Below are 14,649 nucleotides of genomic sequence, written 5' to 3' on the forward strand. Positions count from 1 at the left end.
TCGCCTCGCGGCCGCCCCACCGGGCCGTCGCGCCGTCGCGATCGCCCCCATCGAGGACCGAACCATGCGTTTGTGGCTGTATCCCCTGCTGGTCCTGCTGCTCGGCGCCAGCGCCTTCGCCGACCCGCGCCAGGAGTACGACGCCTTCCGCGCGGCGATGAACCAGCACGCCGGCGGCCCGACCGGCATGTACGCGATCCAGGACGCGACCGTGATCGCGCCGGGCAAGAGCGCGCGCCTGCGCGCCGGCGCCAAGCCCGCCGACGCGCGCTGGGCCGAGGACGGCGGCACATCCGACGCCGCGACCCGGCTCGAATACCGCGACGGCCGCGCCTGGCTGCGCGTCCCCGGACGCGAACCGGTCGACCTGCTGCGCGCGCCGGAGCAGCAACACGCGCTGGCCGACGGCCTGATCGTGCGCGCCACCGTCTACGAAGATTCGATCAAGGCCTGGCTGTACAACCCGGCCCTGTCGCAGCGGCGCTTCCGCGAACTCAGCTTCTTCCCCTACGACGCCAGCGGCGTGGTCGAGGGCAAGTTCCAGCGCAAGCCGGTGCCGGTCGGCGTCAGCCACCTCGACTCGCGCAACCATACCGGGCTGATGTACTGGGTCGGCGACGTCGAACTGCCGCTGCGCGGCAAGACCTACCGTCTGCGCGCCTACAACAAGGAAAAGGACTGGGCCAAGATCGAAGCGGTGCTGTTGTTCGTGACCGACCGGACCTCGAACAAGACCAGCTACGGCGGCGGCCGCGTGCTCGAAGCCCACTTCGCCAAGGGCCAGCCGCCGACGGCGATGCGTTTCAACTTGAACACGCTCTACGCCTTCCTGTGCGCGCATTCGGACTACTACAACTGCCCGATCAAGCTGACCACGCGCCTGGATACCGCACTGGAGTACGGCGAGAAGTACCCGCCGGTGTTGAAGTAGGCGCGCCGGCCGCGATGGCGGCGCCCGGCCGGCGCGCCGACCGGTTCAACCGTTGTCGTACTGGTCGGTGCGGCCGTCGGTCCGGCCGCTGATCCTGGTGACCGTGGGCGTGTAGGCGGCCCGGGTCTTGAATTCCTTGTGGCAGTCCGGACAGTAGTACTCCTCCAGCGAATCGTGCCCTTCCTGGTGGGGCACATCGACCCGGAACTTGGCTCCGCAGTAATCGCAGGTTTGTTCGAACGTATCGCTCATCGCGGTGTCCTCGCATTGGCGCCACGACACGGGAATCGCGCCGTCGCATCCGCCACAACGCCGGCGCGCAGCGTGCGTGAAGCCGGTGCGCGACTGGCCCCCGTAAACCCTCGCCAACTGGCTCCCAAGACGCTCCGGCGCCGGCCTAGGCTGTGGCCATCGATTCCGCGGAGCGCGACCATGCGATGGAGCCACGACACCGACGGCCTGGACTGGGAGGAACTGTCCGAGCTGTACCGGATCGCCCCCTTGGGCATCAAATCCGCCGAGCGCCTGCGCGCGGTCTACGGCGCCAGCCTGCATGCGGCGCTGCTGCACGACCAGGGCCGCCTGATCGGTGCCGGACGCGCCCTGGCCGACGGCCGCGACTGCGCCTATCTGGCCGACATCGTGGTGCATCCGCACTACCAGGGCCGCGGCCTGGGCCAGCAGATCGTCGAACGCCTGGTCGCGAGCGCCCAGGGCCACCGCAAGATCCTGCTCTACGCCCAGCCCGGCAAGGAGGGCTTCTACCGCAAGCTCGGCTTCCGCCCCATGCGCACCGCGATGGCGATCTTCGCCGACCCGGACGCGGCCGAGCGCTCGGGCCTGATCGTGTAGCCGCCGCTACTGCAAAGCACTGGTCGGCTTGCCTCACCCCGCCGGCAATGCGCTCGCCTGGTACTGCTCGACGAACTCGCCGCTCGGCGGAATCGGCTTGATGATGTCGATCAGCACGCCGTTCGGGTCGGCGGTGATGAAGTGGCGTTGGCCGAAGGCTTCGTCGCGCAGGCTCAGCAGCACCGGCAGGCCGGCCTCGCTCAGGCGCTGGTGCACCGCGTCGACGTCCTCGACCTCGAAATTCAACAGCAGGCCGCCGACCCGGCCGCGGCCCGATTCGGGGATGGTGTGATGGCGGCCGTCGAGCACGGCCAGATTGATCGAAGCGTCCTGCGCCGATTGCAGGTGCACGTACCAATCGGCCTCGAACAGGGCGACGAAGCCGAAATGCGCCTGGTAGAAGGCGGCGGTGCCGGCGACGTCGTCGGTCATGATCACGGGGTAATAGCTGGTCACTTTCATGCTTGTCCGTCCTTAGGAGGATGACATACAGTCTGTATGTAAATTCACAATGACATACAGGCTGAATGTATGCAAGAGAAATCCGCCCGCGCCCCGCGCAGCAACCGCGAGCGCACCGAAGCCACCCGCCAGGCCCTGATGGACGCCGCCCGGGCGCTGTTCGTCGAACGCGGCTACGGCGAAACCTCCACCCCGGACATCTGCGCGGCCACCGGCACCACCCGCGGCGCGCTGTACCACCATTTCGTCGATAAGCGCGACCTGTTCCGCCACGTGCTGCAGCGCGAAGCGCAGCAGGTGGCCGCGGACATCGAAACCGCCGCTCCTTCCGGGCTGCCGCCGGAGCAGGCCCTGATCGCCGGCGCCGAAGCCTATCTGCGCGCGATGAGCCTGCCCGGCCGCACCCGGCTGCTGCTGATCGAGGGCCCGGCCGCGCTGGGCCACGCCGAAACCGATGCGATCGACCGCCGCCACGCCGCGCGCAGCCTGCGCGACGGCCTGGCCGCCGCGCTCGACCCCGCCCAGGTGCCGATCGACGCCCTCGCCGCCCTGCTCTCGGCCGCCTTCGACCGCGCCGCGCTCGAGATCGACGCCGGCGCCGATCCGGCGCAGGCGCGGGCGGCGATGCTGTGGTTGGTCGGCCAGGTGCTGGCGACCGGGGCATCGCACGCCCCGCCGAAGCCGGCCAAGCGCAGGACGAAGGCCTGAGCCGGCGACTCATCCGAAGCTACGCGCGCGCACTCATCGGTGCGGGCTTCAATCGCCGCTGTCGTTCTGCATCGGCACTGCATCCGCGCCGCATTCGCGCTCCAGCCAATCGGCGAACGCGCGCGCGCCGGCACCGGCCGGCTTCAGCGCCAGCCGGGTCAGCCAGTAGCCGCCGGCGTCGAGTTCGATCGCGAACGGCTGCACCAGCCGCCCCTCGGCCAGTTCGGGCGCGAACATCGCCGGCGGCGCCAGGGCCACGCCGTGTCCTTGCAACGCGCACTGCACCATGGTCAGCGATGAGTCGAACATCGGTCCGTTGATCGGCCCAGGCGGCGCCAGCTGCGCGGCCTCGAACCACAGCCGCCAGTCGTCGACGAAGTACGAGCGCAGCAAGGCGCAACGCGCCAGATCCGCCGGCGAGCGCAGCTGCGCGGCGATCGCCGGCGTGCACAGCGGCGCCACCGGCGCCGCCATCAGGAACCGGCTTTCCATGCCGGGCCAAGTGCCGCGGCCGTAGCGGATCGCGTAGTCCAGGCCTTCGCCGGCCGGGTCGACGCGGTTGTTGTGAGTGCTCAGGCGCACGTCCACGCCCGGGTGACGGCGCGCGAACTCGGCCAGCCGCGGCAGCAGCCAGCCGCAGGCGAAGGTGCCGACCGCGCCGACGTGCACCACCTCCCCCGCGCTGCCGCCGCCGACCCGGTCCAGCGCGCCCTCGATGCAGTCGAAGGCTTGCTGGATCGCCGGCAGCAGTCCCAGCGCTTCGTCGGTCAGCGCCAGGCCGCGCGGCAGGCGCCGGAACAACTCGACTCCGAGCTGGGATTCCAGTTGCCGCACCTGCTGGCTGACCGCCGCCTGGGTGACGTTGAGCTCCTCGGCGGCGCGGGTCAGGCTGAGCGCGCGCGCGGCGGCCTCGAAGGCCTTGAGCGAGCCAAGGTTGATGCGGGTGTGGGCCATGCGCCGGTCCGTACGAAAGCGGTCCCGCATCCTAGCCGCTGCGCGCGCGACGGTCGCCTACGCGATCGGTCGGCTCGGCGCGGCTCAACCGTTCGCGGCCGGCGGCGCCAGCAACGCCGGATTTTCGACGATCGCCTGTTCGGCCTGCAGCCACTGCAGATAGCTGTACCACTCGCGTTCGATCCGCTCCAGCGGGCCGATGCGGCGCTCGAAGTCGGCCAGGTCGCCGCCACCGCCGGCGATCAGGCGGCGGTAGGCGTCGGCGTAACGTCCGTCCTGGCCGTGGAACAGGAAATGGGTGAGGCTCCAGTACTCGATGTAGTACAGGTTCAGATGCGCGCCGATGTCCGGCCCGGTGTCGGTCATCAGCTGGCGCAGCCCGATCACCCGACGCTCGGCGATATCGCGCTGCAGACTGCCGCTGAACGGCGTGTCGGTCAGCCACCAGATCGGATACGCGTTCGGATCGACGCTGCCGGGCAGCAAGGTCCCGGCCTCGATCCGGCTGGCGCCGAAGTAGCTCGCCACGCCCTCGTTGATCCACTTCGGCAGACGGGTCCAACCGGCGACTTCGCGATTGAGCTGGTGAGTGGCCTCGTGCAGCATCCAGTGATGCGGATTCGGCCCCTCGCCGGCGAAATAGGCGTAACAGTGCGGCGGCCGGTAATAGGCCTCGGCCCAGGCATGGCTGCGGTTGTTGGCGACGAACTCGCCGCGGTCGCGATACAGCACCAGGCTCAACGGCGCGCGCGGCCGGCCCGCATCGAACAAGCCGGCGAAATGGCGGCCATAGGCGCGGTGCAGGCGCTCCACCGCCTCGCCGACCTGCGCCGCCTGCGCCGGCGCGGCGGTGGTGGCGATCAGGTAATGCTCGGTGCGGTGACGGCGCGCGGCCGCCATCCAGGCCGCGGCCGCGTCGCTGGCCGGCCGCGCGGCCGGCGCGGGCGGCGGCACGGGCGTGCGGGCGCACCCTATGCAAACCATCACGATGGCCACGCCGAGTACGAGCCGGCGCGGCGCGGCGAATCTCGGTGCATCCCCCGCGGCGCCGGGCCAAGCGCGCTCCGATGCGCTCATTCGTTATAGCCCCGTTGATCGGCCAGCCAGGCGTGCAAGGCATGCAAGGCCGCCGTGGCGTGTCGGCCCCAGTGCACCCAATAGAAGTTGCGCCAATGGTGCACGGCGGCATCGACCTGCCCCCGATCGAACAAAGTCAGGCCGGAGGCCAGGTCGCGCCAGATATCGGCCATATCGTCGAGCAGGTCGCCGACTTCACCGCCCCCGTCTATCTCCGCTGGCGACAGCGAGGTGTTGTAGTACTGGAACGGCAGCGAGCCGAAACGCCGGAGCACGGCATCCCATTGCGCTTGTTCGATAGCGTCGGGATTGTCCTGCCATTCCCGACGCGGCAGGGACAGCGCGCGATGGAGCAGTTCCGAAAGCAGCGCCAGCGCAGTCTCGGCCTCCTGGCGCGAATCCGCTCCGGGATCCCGGGCCCACTGGCAGTAGCGTCGTACGCAATCGGCGAACGCGCCAACCGCTTGGACCGTTGAGGACGAGTCCATCTGCAAGTTCGTCATCGGCTGAGCGTCGTGCCCGATCCGTATGGGCTTCGTCGCTTACGTTAGCGCGTCACCGGTCGCTCGCCAATGCTCTCGCGTCGCGCCGGCACGCAGCCGCTGCCTGGCTATACTGCGCTGCGAACCACACTTGGCCAGCCACATCGCCGCCGCCGGCCGCGACGACAGGGGATCCATCGGATGCGCGGCAACCGCAGTCTTCAGCGCTACGGGCTGGGTATGGCCTTGTGCGCATGGGGAGTCTTCGCCGTGGTGCCCGCCCTCGCCACCGCCACGCCCAGCGCCGACGCGCCCGCGCGCCCCGTCCCGGCACCCGCACGCGAACTGGCCGAACAGGTCGCCGGCCAGTTGCTGCAGGTGCGCGATGCCGAGGCCGAGCTGGACTGCGCGCGCGCCGTCGACAACGCGCGTTCGGGCCTGCAGACCATGCTCGAGGTCGGCGAGAAGAACGCGCGCGACGGCTATCTGCCGCGCGCCCAGTACGAAGCCACCGCGGTCAAGCTGAAAGCGTTCCTGGACGCGGTGACGGCACAGGACTGCGCCGCCGCGACCGGCTCGCGGCAGGGCTTCTATCGCTGCATGTCCAGCGATTACAACCACGTCATGGCTTGTGCCAAGCAGCACGAATCCTGATCCGGCCGCCGGGCGAGCGGCGCGGCCTGGGCCGGCGCCGGCGGGCGCCGTGCGGACTCGCCCCGCCCGGCGCGTTCGCAGTGCAGCGCCCTGCGGCTTACTGCGCCGGCAGCTCGCACTTCTGGTCGCGGAACAGCGCCCACTCTTCGCAGACCCGGCCGTCGGGCAGCGTGCACACGCCGTACTGGCCGCCGTCCTTGCCGGTTCGGATCTCCAGCTTGCCGCCCTGCTCGGTGCAATGGACGGACGCCGGGTTGGCCATGCCGATCTTGGCTTCGCCGGCGGCGGGTTTGGCCTCGTGGCTGGCGCAGGCGGCGGCGCTCAGGCACAGCAGGGACAGGGCGAACAGGCGGTAAGAGAAGGTCATGGCGGCGGATCCGGTGGCGAAAACGGCGCTCACTATAAGCCTTGGCCCGTGAGCGCCGGTTCATCGGCGGCCGGTCCGCCGACCGCCGCCCGGCCTGCGCTCAACCCGGCTCGCGCAGACTGCGTTCGAACTGCATCTGCGCGCCGATCCTGCTCGCCCAATCGACCGTGCCGCCGCCCGGCGGCAGGGTGCTGAGCATGGTCCAGTCCGGCTCGACGAAGTCGGCGAACTTGCCCGCCCATTGCTGCGGCGTGCGCGCCAGGGCGTTGCTCAGCACGGTGGTCAGGTTGACCAGGGAGTGGCGCGAGAGCTCGTGCGGGAACCACTCGCCGAGCACGTAGAACGCGGTGCGGAAACCGCTGCCGACCGCGGCATAGCCGAGTTCGGCCGGCGGCACCGAGGGCACGTAGTCCCAGTAGTTGTAGACCCGGATGCTGGCGTCGTCGGCGATGGTCTGGGCGTAGATCGCCTGCCAGCTGGCGGTGCCGACCATCGGGCTGGAGAAGTTGAGATTGGTCGCCGCCATCGGCCGGCTCAGCGCCAGGTCGAGCGAGAACAACTGGCTCAACGCCGCGCCCAGGCTGTGCCCGGTCACGTGCAGGCGGCTCGGCGCGTACTTCTCGAGCAAGGCGAACAACTGCTCGCGCATCGACTGGGCCATCTGGCCGCGATCGGCGTAGATGCCGTAGAAGCCGGAGGCGACCTGCGGCGCCGGCGACAGCGATCCGCTGAAGGGCTGGAAGTCGCGGGTCAGGATATGCACGTCCTCGTACACGTCCATGTCCGAGTCGGTGCCGCGAAACGCCAGGATCAGCGTGCCCGGGTCGCTGTCGCAGCGGAACACCAGGCCGAAGGCTTCTTCGCGGCCTTCGCACAGGAACGCATCCCAGCCGGTCCAGGCGTCGAGATAGGAATAGCCGGCCGGGCAGTCGTAGGGCTGCTGCTGGTAGGCCAGGTAGGCCGCGCGCGAGGCGGCGGCCAGGGCGAGCGTCAATGAGGGGTCGAGCGTCGGCTGGGCCGAAGCGGGCGCGGTGGGCATCGGGTCGTCCTGCGGCGAAGGGCGAGCGGCATGCGCTCTCGCCTGCACAAACACGCGATCGGATGCCTACAGCGGCCATCGCGATGGCGCGCGCGCCGATGCCGACGCCGGATCCGTGACGCAAACCGCACTTCCTCGCCGCGACGACGGGCCCGCGTCGGAGCCCGTCGTCGCCGCCCTCAACTTTTCTTGCCGGCGCAACGTTCGTTCAAGGCGGTCAGCAAACGCACGTTGACGTCCTGCAACGCGCGCGCCAAGGCATCGTGCGCCTCGTTCTGGCTGCTGTTCCAGTTCATGTTGGTCTGCTGCGCGCGCAGCACCAACGGCGCCTGGTCGCCGATCCGGGCGCGGTACACCGCGACCGGAATCTTCGAGACCTGGTTCTGGGTCAGGTAGAGTTGCTTGATCTCGATGCTGACCTCGGCTCCGCTGTCCGCCTCGGCCGGACGCAGTCCGGCCTTGAGCAACTGGCTGCGCACCAGCGCCGGCACGTCCTCGATCATCAGCTGATGGCGGCCGAGGCCGCCGCTGTGATCGCCGGCCGGACGCGCATCGACCACGTCCTTGAGCCGATAGGCGCAGGCCAACGCCGGCAGGCGCAGCGCCGCCGGCGCCTGCCGCGACGCCGGCGCGTGCAGGCGCTGCGGATCGACCTTGATCCGGTTGACCTTGGTATTGCAGGCGGCGCAGGACAGCGCAGCGGCGACCGCGATCCAGCGATACGCCGCGCGCATCACGGCCGGCCCTGCGCGCCCGCCTGCGGCGCGGGCGCGGTGTCGGCCGGGGCGGCCGGCAGCGCCGGAGCGGCGGCCGGCGCCTCGGCCGCGGCGATCGGCGCAGCGCTCAGCGGCTGGTAGCCGTTGATGGTCTGCATCCAGCCGTTGCCGCTGCGCACCCACAGCCAGTCCTTGTCCGAACGCAGCTTGCGCCCGGCCACGGCGGTGCCGTTGATGCTGAGCTTTTCGGCCTTGACCTTGGCCAGGCCTTCGGCGCGTCCTTCGCTGGAGAAATCGTAGGCCAGCATGTCGGTGACCTGCTCCACGCCGCGGTCGAGCAAGCCGGCCAACCCGGCGCTGCCCATCGCCACCCAGCGCTGCGCGTCCTGGTCGGCGTTGTTGCCGGACACCTTGATCAGCGGATAGTTGAAGGCGTAAGTCCGCGCGTAGCGGTTGCGCACCTTGACCTTGCCGTTGGGCTTGCGCTCGCGGTGGGCCATGGTCGCGTGCAGCTTGACCGTCATCGATTCGAAATTGTTCGCCATCGCATAGGTCGGCACCAGCACCAGCACGTCGGCCGGCAGGGTCGCGTTGTCGACCGCGCTGGCGGCGTCCCAAACGGTCTTGCGCACTTCCACCGCCGGGTTCGGCGAGATGCCGTCGGAGGCCAGCTTCTCGCGCAGTTCGTCCTCGATGCGCTGGTTGAAGCGATAGTCCAGCAACAGGTTGCGGATCTCGGCGACGCGCTTCTCGCCGGCCTTGACCGCGGCGTTCTCGATCGCCGAACCGATCAGCGCGCCGATCAGGCCGAACTGCGCCGTAGCCGCCGAGGTATCCGGCACCACCACCGCCATCTCTTCCTGGTTCAGCACCAGCTCGACCGGCAGTTGCTGGGCGATCGGCATCGGCAGCGTTTCCGGCTTGGCGGCCACGGCCTGCAGCGGCAGGCACGCGAAAGCGGCCAGCGCGATTACACGCTTGAACATGTTGTCCCCCTGTTGGTGTGTTGCGTCCCTGTGCCGCCGTTCCTTTCCCCTCGGCGGGCCGCGCAGTGGGCGGCGCCGGCGATCATTCCATGCGGCCGGTCAAATCTCAACCGTGACACAGAGCGGCGCATGCGGCTGCACCGGAGGCCTGCCCGCGGCAGGTTTCGCCGCCATTGCCGACGTTTTTTCGGAACCGGTCCGGGGCCGCACACGCAGACGAAGATCGCCGGCAAGTTTCCCGGTCGCCCGGCGCACATCCTCGCCGCGACCCAGCCGATACCGTACTCGCACCACCCGCCCAGCACGAGGAAAGCAACGATGAAATCCCGTACCGCACTGCGTGTGTTCGGCCTGTCGCTGGCCTTGGCGCCACTGATCGGCCTCGCCCAGCCCGCGCTGGAAACCGCCCAGCACCGCCACTGCCTGCGCGAACTCGAGCGCGTCTCCGAAGCCACCGGCCGCGCCTTCGAGCAGCGCGATCTGGACGCGTTCATGGCCTCGTTCGCCGACGACGCGATCCAGGTCAACACCCGCGGCCAGTTGTTCCAGGGCAAGCCGGCGATCACCGCGTTCTATCGCGCGGTGATGGCCGGCAACTACACCTTCAAGCGCACCCTGCTCTCGCAACAGGTCAACGGCTGTTCCAGCGCGATCGTCGCCGACCGGATCGAGTTCGCCCTGCCCGAGGCCGGCATCGTCCTGCACGGCATCGACGTCGCCAACTGGGTTCGCAGCCGCGGCCGTTGGCAGTTGGCGGCCGACACCACCACCCAGATCGCCCAGCCCTGAGCGCGAGGCCCGGATCCGGGCCTGCAATCGCTCGGCGTCGAGCAGCGTTCGAGTAGCCGGCCCGCATCGGTCCGGATGGCGAGGTCGGTCGCCGTCCGGTCGATGCGGGCCGGCGTCTGCGCGTCGCAGGCGCTGCGATGCCGATGGCGTATTCCTATCGTCCAGGCGCCCGGCGCCGGAACGGAATCGCTCATGCACCGCTATTACGTCAACCGCAACCCCAGCCCCGACGGCGTGCACGAAGTGCATCGCGCCGACTGCCCCTTCGTGCCCTTCGTGCGCCAGGAACTCGGCCTGCACCGGCACTGCGCCACCGCGGTGGAAACCGCGCAGCGCCATTACCCGCACAGCCGCGGCTGCTTCTGGTGCAGCAAGGCCTGCCATGCCGGCGCGCAAGCCGGCGACGTCGCCGGGACGCGAACGCGGCGGCGGCTCGGCCCGCGACGCCTGCCGGCGGCGAACGGCTGAACCGGCTGCGCGCCGCGCACCCGCGACGCGGCGGAAGCGCAACGCCGGCACAGCCGAAAGCCGACTCCGGAACAGGCCCTGCGCGCTCGCCGCGCAGCGCCGATTGGCCCTTGCCGAGGCCTCCGAATTGGCCCTCCAACCGCGGCGAAAGCGGCCCTAAGGTCGCCTCGCCCAACCAGGAGGTCCACCGATGATCACGCAATCCACCCCGCTCCGCCGCACCGCCCTGTCCGCGCTAGCCGCCGGCCTGATCGGCCTCGCTCCGGCCGCTGCCGCCGCCGAGCCCGACGCCGCCCAGGGCGCCGGCCTCGGCGAAGGCCTGGCGCGCATCTGCGCGCGTCAGTTCGAGATCGCCCAGCGCACCGACATGGAATCGTTCCGCGACTACGACGCCGAAACCTTCCGCGCCATCCACGACGAACGCAGCGTGACCGTGTTCGACAGCGGCGGCGTGCGCATCGGCCTGGACGCGGTGATGGCCGCGCTGGCCGGCCATTTCGCCAACCGCGAAGCGAAGTGGAGCTGGACCGAGCGCTACCGCGTCGTCGACGGCTGTCGCTCGGCCTACATCCTGTACGAAACCGTGTACGAGATCCCGCGCATCGGCTACCGCCAGCGCGCGCTCACCGGCGTGACCTACAGCCACAACGGCCGCGGCTGGGTGGCGATCGCCGACCAGGGCACCAAGCTGCCCTGATCGCCGGATGCGGCAGCGCCGTCGCCGCGTCCAGCGGCGGCGGCGCATGCCGGTGCCGCCCACGGTCGCGGCGCCGGCATGGAACGCGCAAGTTACGGGGTGCGGCAGCAGCGCACGTAGGTCTGCACGTGGCGCACCCCGGGGTTGTGCTGGACCACCCAGGTGCGCCAGCCGTTGCCGTTGGGGATCGACATCGCCCAGATCCCGATCACTCCGCCGCTGCCTTCGTTGAACACGTAGCCGCCGCCGGTAGCGCTGTAGCCGACGGGACAATTGGCATCGATATTGACCCAGGTGTTCTGGGGAACGGCGATGTTGGCCGAAACGGCATCCGTGCAGACCAGCGGCGCCGCGCCGGCCGATGCGGCGAACCCCGCGGACACGAGCGCTGCCGCGAACCTGGTCGAAAGCCGTTCGAACATTGCACGCTTCATGGCGAATTCCTCGATGGATACGGACGGTTGATGGCGCCGACAGCGCAAGCGGCGGCCGCGGCGCGAGGGTTGCGCGCGCCGCAAACGGATCCGGCGCGCGGGCATCGCAGCGAGATCCGGCGATGCGCCTGTCTGGCTACGCCGCAGCCGGTCGGCGTCGGCCAGGCCGATGCCGGTTCTGCCCGCATCGATCACAATCGAGTTCGTCGCGCTTCACAGCGCGCAGCCCGGGACGAGAATTGGCGCCGTCGAGCGGCGCCCGCGCGCTTGACGATCCGGAAAAATTTCCGCTGCGGCAAGGCCCGATCGCGGCCTGGCCGACGCACGTCCCGCGCTCGTATCCCGGCCGCAGCGACGGAAAAAAGCCGCGGTGGCGGCCACGCGCCGACGCACGGCGAATCGTCCAAGCATGGCCGTCCCGCGCCGGCGCGCGCGTTCGCTGACGGTAACGACGCCGCCGAATCGGGGCGGCGTTTCCCACCGTCCGGCGGCGCCGGAACGGGCGACAAGGATGTGGCCGACCGCAAGCTTCGGACCCGCGTCCGAGCGCGGTCGAACACCAGGAGGTCGACGATGAAATCCAGGCATTGCCCCCAGCCGCTGGCCTGCGCCGGCGGACCGACCCGGCCGCCGCGCCAGCCGCCCGCCGGCGCGACCGGCCCGCGCTACAGCGGCTTCGTCATCGTACGCCTGAGCGAGCGCTTCGCGCCGGCCGCGGACAAAGACCTGCGCGCCCTGGCGCGCAAGCGCAAGCTGACCGCGCTGATCAAACTGCTCGACGAGGCCGGGGTCGAATCGACCCGTCCGCTGATCCGCAGCCTGGATCCCAAGCGCTTGCTGGAACTTGAAAAGCGCGCCGCGAACTCGCCGTTCCCGCCCTTGCGCAGCCTGACCGGCTACTGGCGCCTGGACCTGCGCCAGCGCCCCGAACAGGCCGAGGCCCTGGTCGCGCGGCTGCGCGCGCTGAGCGAAGTCGCCGATGCCTATCGCGAATTGGACGTGAGCGATCCGGTCGACGACAGCGACGACCCGTATGCCGCGGGCCAGGGCTATCTGGACCCGGCGCCGGAAGGGATCGACGCACGCTGGGCCTGGACCCAGGCCAACGGCACCGGCGCCGGAATCGGCGTGGTCGACCTGGAACAGGGCTGGTTCCTCGGCCACGAGGACCTGGCCGCGCATGCGCCCAGCCTGATCTACGGCGACAACCGCGACGGCGTCGGCGCCTACAAGGGCAACCACGGCACCGCCGTGCTCGGCGAAATCGCCGCGGTCGACAACACCCTGGGCGTAGTCGGCATCGCCCCGGACGTGGCCTCGGTGCGGGTGACCTCGCATTACGACGCCGGCACCGACACCGCCCTGCACGTGGCCGACGCGATCGTCGCCGCGTTGCCGACCATGGCCGTCGGCGACGTGCTGCTGCTGGAGGTGCAGCGCGGCGGCGCGATCATGACCGAGGTCGACGACGCCGACTTCGATGCGATCCGCCTGGCCAGCGCGCTCGGCGTGATCGTGGTCGAGGCCGCCGGCAACGGCAACAACGACCTCGACAGCTACCTCGACGGCAGCGGCGTGCAGGCCTTCAACCGCGCCAGCCCGGACTTCCGCGACTCCGGCGCGATCGTGGTCGGCGCCGCCGAGTCGGCGCTTCCGCACGACCGCGCCGGTTTCTCCAGCTACGGCTCGCGGGTCGACTGCTACGCCTGGGGCGAAAACGTCACCACCTGCGGCTACGGCGGCCTGGACGACGGCGGCGGCGACGACGACCGCACCTACACCGCCGGCTTCAACGGCACCAGTTCGGCCTCGCCGATCGTGACCGGCGCGGCGCTGGTCGTGCAGGGCATGCACGCCGCCGCGACCGGCACCCGGCTGTCGCCGGCGCAGATGCGCAGCCTGCTGTCCGACCCGGCGATCAACACGCCGCAAGGCGGCGGCCTCGCCGGCGCGATCGGGGTCATGCCGGACTTGCGCGCGATCGTCGAGAACACGCTCGGCCTGACCCCGGACGTGTACCTGCGCGACCACGTCGGCGACACCGGCGCGGTGCCGTCGGCCGGCGCGATCAGCGCCAGCCCCGACGTGATCCTGCTGCCGGCGACCGTGCCCGACCCGAACGCGGCGTTCGGCGAAGGCAGCGGCACCGAGAACAGCAACGCGCTCGGCCACGAAGCCGAGACCGGCCACGACAACTATCTGTACGTGCGGATGCGCAACCGCGGCGGCGCCGACGCCGACGACGTGCGCGCCGACGTGTACTGGAGTCCGGTCGCGACCCTGCTGACCCCCGACCTGTGGAATTTCATCGGCACCTCGGCGCCGGTCGACGTGCCGATGGGCGACAGCCTGACCGTGGCCGCGCCGATCGTCTGGCCCGAGGCCGAGATCCCCGGCCCCGGCCATTACTGCTTCGTCGCCAGCGTCAGCCATCCGCGCGATGCCGCGCCGCCTCCGCCGCCGGGCCCGCCGAACTTCGACTGGGACGCGTTCCGCGCCTACATCCGCGCGCACAACAACGTCACCTGGCGCAACTTCAACGTGGTCGATCCGCCGGCCGATCCGCAGGTCGGACTGGCCCTGCCGTTCCTGATCACCGGCACCCCGGACCGCGCCCGCGCGTTCGATTTCGAGATCGTGCGGCGCCTGCCCAAGGGCGCCGAACTGCGTCTGGAACTGCCGCGCGATCTGGCCTACCGCATCGCCGGCGCCGCGCCGTGGAAGCTGGAAACGCCGCGCAAGGGCCGCCACGCCGTATTGAACCTGCCCGCCCTGCCGCGCCTGCCGCTGTGCGGCCTGGCCTTGCCGCGCGGCGCGCGATTGCCGGCGCGGCTGTTGCTGCGCGCGCCCAGGTCGGTGCGCCTGGAGGGCGCCAGCGTGACCGTCCGCCAGCTGTACCAGGGCGAGGAAGTCGGCCGCATCACCTGGCAATGCCGCAAGCGCGAATCGGCGCAGGCCGCGGCCGCGCCGCCGCGCGCGCGCAAGCCGCGTTGAACGCGGGCATCGGGCAGCGTCCGCGGCCTAGCCGCGGGC

Annotated in this window: 18 protein-coding genes; 8 read left to right on the forward strand and 10 right to left on the reverse strand. The window is 70.6% G+C overall.

Going from position 1 to position 14,649, the window contains the following annotated elements:
- Positions 1–64 precede the first annotated feature (64 nt).
- A complete protein-coding gene (locus AC3A57_RS06505; protein ID WP_487578141.1) occupies positions 65–931 on the forward strand; it encodes a DUF1684 domain-containing protein in 867 nt (288 codons plus the stop codon).
- A 45-nt stretch (positions 932–976) separates the two neighbouring features.
- Here the strand turns inward: AC3A57_RS06505 and AC3A57_RS06510 are convergent, their stop codons facing one another.
- Positions 977–1,183 carry a hypothetical protein gene (locus tag AC3A57_RS06510; RefSeq protein WP_487578142.1) on the reverse strand — a complete coding sequence of 69 codons (207 nt, stop codon included), beginning with the start codon at positions 1,181–1,183 and terminating at the stop codon, positions 977–979.
- A gap of 180 nt (positions 1,184–1,363) precedes the next feature.
- Between AC3A57_RS06510 and AC3A57_RS06515 the strand changes: the two genes are divergently transcribed.
- Complete coding sequence (locus AC3A57_RS06515; protein WP_487578143.1) at positions 1,364–1,783, forward strand: GNAT family N-acetyltransferase; 420 nt, start codon at positions 1,364–1,366, stop codon at positions 1,781–1,783.
- 33 nt (positions 1,784–1,816) lie between these two features.
- Here AC3A57_RS06515 and AC3A57_RS06520 read toward each other — a convergent pair whose 3' ends face one another.
- Positions 1,817–2,245, reverse strand: a complete 429-nt coding sequence (locus AC3A57_RS06520) for a VOC family protein (RefSeq protein WP_487578144.1) — start codon at positions 2,243–2,245, stop codon at positions 1,817–1,819.
- A gap of 69 nt (positions 2,246–2,314) precedes the next feature.
- Here AC3A57_RS06520 and AC3A57_RS06525 point away from each other — a divergent pair, with 69 nt between their 5' ends.
- Entirely contained in the window at positions 2,315–2,953 is a 639-nt protein-coding gene (locus tag AC3A57_RS06525) for a TetR/AcrR family transcriptional regulator (RefSeq protein WP_487578145.1), read from the forward strand.
- Between the two features lie 48 nt (positions 2,954–3,001).
- Here AC3A57_RS06525 and AC3A57_RS06530 read toward each other — a convergent pair whose 3' ends face one another.
- The 3 genes from AC3A57_RS06530 to AC3A57_RS06540 form a co-directional block, all read right to left on the reverse strand.
- Complete coding sequence (locus tag AC3A57_RS06530; RefSeq protein WP_487578146.1) at positions 3,002–3,907, reverse strand: LysR family transcriptional regulator; 906 nt, start codon at positions 3,905–3,907, stop codon at positions 3,002–3,004.
- Between the two features lie 84 nt (positions 3,908–3,991).
- Positions 3,992–4,861 carry a DUF1570 domain-containing protein gene (locus tag AC3A57_RS06535; RefSeq protein WP_487578147.1) on the reverse strand — a complete coding sequence of 290 codons (870 nt, stop codon included), beginning with the start codon at positions 4,859–4,861 and terminating at the stop codon, positions 3,992–3,994.
- 119 nt (positions 4,862–4,980) lie between these two features.
- On the reverse strand, positions 4,981–5,472 hold the full coding sequence (locus tag AC3A57_RS06540) for a DUF5063 domain-containing protein (protein ID WP_487578148.1): 492 nt from the start codon (positions 5,470–5,472) through the stop codon (positions 4,981–4,983).
- Positions 5,473–5,736: 264 nt separating this feature from the next.
- Between AC3A57_RS06540 and AC3A57_RS06545 the strand changes: the two genes are divergently transcribed.
- The gene (locus AC3A57_RS06545; protein WP_487578149.1) at positions 5,737–6,120 is read left to right on the forward strand and encodes a hypothetical protein; all 384 of its coding nucleotides are present in this window, start codon (positions 5,737–5,739) and stop codon (positions 6,118–6,120) included.
- 97 nt (positions 6,121–6,217) lie between these two features.
- Here AC3A57_RS06545 and AC3A57_RS06550 read toward each other — a convergent pair whose 3' ends face one another.
- From AC3A57_RS06550 to AC3A57_RS06565, 4 genes are all read right to left on the reverse strand, one after another.
- Positions 6,218–6,487, reverse strand: a complete 270-nt coding sequence (locus AC3A57_RS06550) for a putative hemolysin (protein ID WP_487578150.1) — start codon at positions 6,485–6,487, stop codon at positions 6,218–6,220.
- Between the two features lie 100 nt (positions 6,488–6,587).
- Complete coding sequence (locus tag AC3A57_RS06555; RefSeq protein WP_487578151.1) at positions 6,588–7,526, reverse strand: lipase family protein; 939 nt, start codon at positions 7,524–7,526, stop codon at positions 6,588–6,590.
- A 179-nt stretch (positions 7,527–7,705) separates the two neighbouring features.
- Positions 7,706–8,260 carry a hypothetical protein gene (locus AC3A57_RS06560; protein WP_487578152.1) on the reverse strand — a complete coding sequence of 185 codons (555 nt, stop codon included), beginning with the start codon at positions 8,258–8,260 and terminating at the stop codon, positions 7,706–7,708.
- Positions 8,260–9,228, reverse strand: a complete 969-nt coding sequence (locus AC3A57_RS06565; RefSeq protein WP_487578153.1) for a hypothetical protein — start codon at positions 9,226–9,228, stop codon at positions 8,260–8,262. The genes AC3A57_RS06560 and AC3A57_RS06565 overlap by 1 nt, the downstream gene beginning before the upstream one ends.
- Before the next feature lie 318 nt (positions 9,229–9,546).
- Between AC3A57_RS06565 and AC3A57_RS06570 the strand changes: the two genes are divergently transcribed.
- The 3 genes from AC3A57_RS06570 to AC3A57_RS06580 all read left to right on the forward strand — a co-directional run bounded on the left by AC3A57_RS06570 (position 9,547) and on the right by AC3A57_RS06580 (position 11,182).
- Positions 9,547–10,017 (forward strand): YybH family protein, encoded by a 471-nt coding sequence (locus AC3A57_RS06570; RefSeq protein WP_487578154.1) that lies wholly within the window; start codon positions 9,547–9,549, stop codon positions 10,015–10,017.
- A gap of 192 nt (positions 10,018–10,209) precedes the next feature.
- Positions 10,210–10,485 carry a hypothetical protein gene (locus AC3A57_RS06575; protein WP_487578155.1) on the forward strand — a complete coding sequence of 92 codons (276 nt, stop codon included), beginning with the start codon at positions 10,210–10,212 and terminating at the stop codon, positions 10,483–10,485.
- A 190-nt stretch (positions 10,486–10,675) separates the two neighbouring features.
- The gene (locus tag AC3A57_RS06580) at positions 10,676–11,182 is read left to right on the forward strand and encodes a hypothetical protein (protein WP_487578156.1); all 507 of its coding nucleotides are present in this window, start codon (positions 10,676–10,678) and stop codon (positions 11,180–11,182) included.
- A 92-nt stretch (positions 11,183–11,274) separates the two neighbouring features.
- Here the strand turns inward: AC3A57_RS06580 and AC3A57_RS06585 are convergent, their stop codons facing one another.
- The gene (locus AC3A57_RS06585; RefSeq protein WP_487578157.1) at positions 11,275–11,811 is read right to left on the reverse strand and encodes a hypothetical protein; all 537 of its coding nucleotides are present in this window, start codon (positions 11,809–11,811) and stop codon (positions 11,275–11,277) included.
- Between the two features lie 378 nt (positions 11,812–12,189).
- Between AC3A57_RS06585 and AC3A57_RS06590 the strand changes: the two genes are divergently transcribed.
- Positions 12,190–14,610 (forward strand): S8 family peptidase, encoded by a 2,421-nt coding sequence (locus AC3A57_RS06590; protein WP_487578158.1) that lies wholly within the window; start codon positions 12,190–12,192, stop codon positions 14,608–14,610.
- The last annotated feature ends 39 nt before the right edge of the window (positions 14,611–14,649 follow it).

Source organism: Lysobacter sp. Soil_C_15, from assembly GCF_057657315.1.

Bases quoted from the DNA above. Each gene is read 5' to 3' on its own strand.
- AC3A57_RS06505 (WP_487578141.1), top strand. From the start codon at position 65: ATGCGTTTGTGGCTGTATCCCCTGCTGGTCCTGCTGCTCGGCGCCAGC.
- AC3A57_RS06510 (WP_487578142.1), bottom strand. From the start codon at position 1,183: ATGAGCGATACGTTCGAACAAACCTGCGATTACTGCGGAGCCAAGTTC.
- AC3A57_RS06515 (WP_487578143.1), top strand. From the start codon at position 1,364: ATGCGATGGAGCCACGACACCGACGGCCTGGACTGGGAGGAACTGTCC.
- AC3A57_RS06520 (WP_487578144.1), bottom strand. From the start codon at position 2,245: ATGAAAGTGACCAGCTATTACCCCGTGATCATGACCGACGACGTCGCC.
- AC3A57_RS06525 (WP_487578145.1), top strand. From the start codon at position 2,315: ATGCAAGAGAAATCCGCCCGCGCCCCGCGCAGCAACCGCGAGCGCACC.
- AC3A57_RS06530 (WP_487578146.1), bottom strand. From the start codon at position 3,907: ATGGCCCACACCCGCATCAACCTTGGCTCGCTCAAGGCCTTCGAGGCC.
- AC3A57_RS06540 (WP_487578148.1), bottom strand. From the start codon at position 5,472: ATGGACTCGTCCTCAACGGTCCAAGCGGTTGGCGCGTTCGCCGATTGC.
- AC3A57_RS06550 (WP_487578150.1), bottom strand. From the start codon at position 6,487: ATGACCTTCTCTTACCGCCTGTTCGCCCTGTCCCTGCTGTGCCTGAGC.
- AC3A57_RS06555 (WP_487578151.1), bottom strand. From the start codon at position 7,526: ATGCCCACCGCGCCCGCTTCGGCCCAGCCGACGCTCGACCCCTCATTG.
- AC3A57_RS06560 (WP_487578152.1), bottom strand. From the start codon at position 8,260: ATGCGCGCGGCGTATCGCTGGATCGCGGTCGCCGCTGCGCTGTCCTGC.
- AC3A57_RS06565 (WP_487578153.1), bottom strand. From the start codon at position 9,228: ATGTTCAAGCGTGTAATCGCGCTGGCCGCTTTCGCGTGCCTGCCGCTG.
- AC3A57_RS06570 (WP_487578154.1), top strand. From the start codon at position 9,547: ATGAAATCCCGTACCGCACTGCGTGTGTTCGGCCTGTCGCTGGCCTTG.
- AC3A57_RS06575 (WP_487578155.1), top strand. From the start codon at position 10,210: ATGCACCGCTATTACGTCAACCGCAACCCCAGCCCCGACGGCGTGCAC.
- AC3A57_RS06580 (WP_487578156.1), top strand. From the start codon at position 10,676: ATGATCACGCAATCCACCCCGCTCCGCCGCACCGCCCTGTCCGCGCTA.
- AC3A57_RS06590 (WP_487578158.1), top strand. From the start codon at position 12,190: ATGAAATCCAGGCATTGCCCCCAGCCGCTGGCCTGCGCCGGCGGACCG.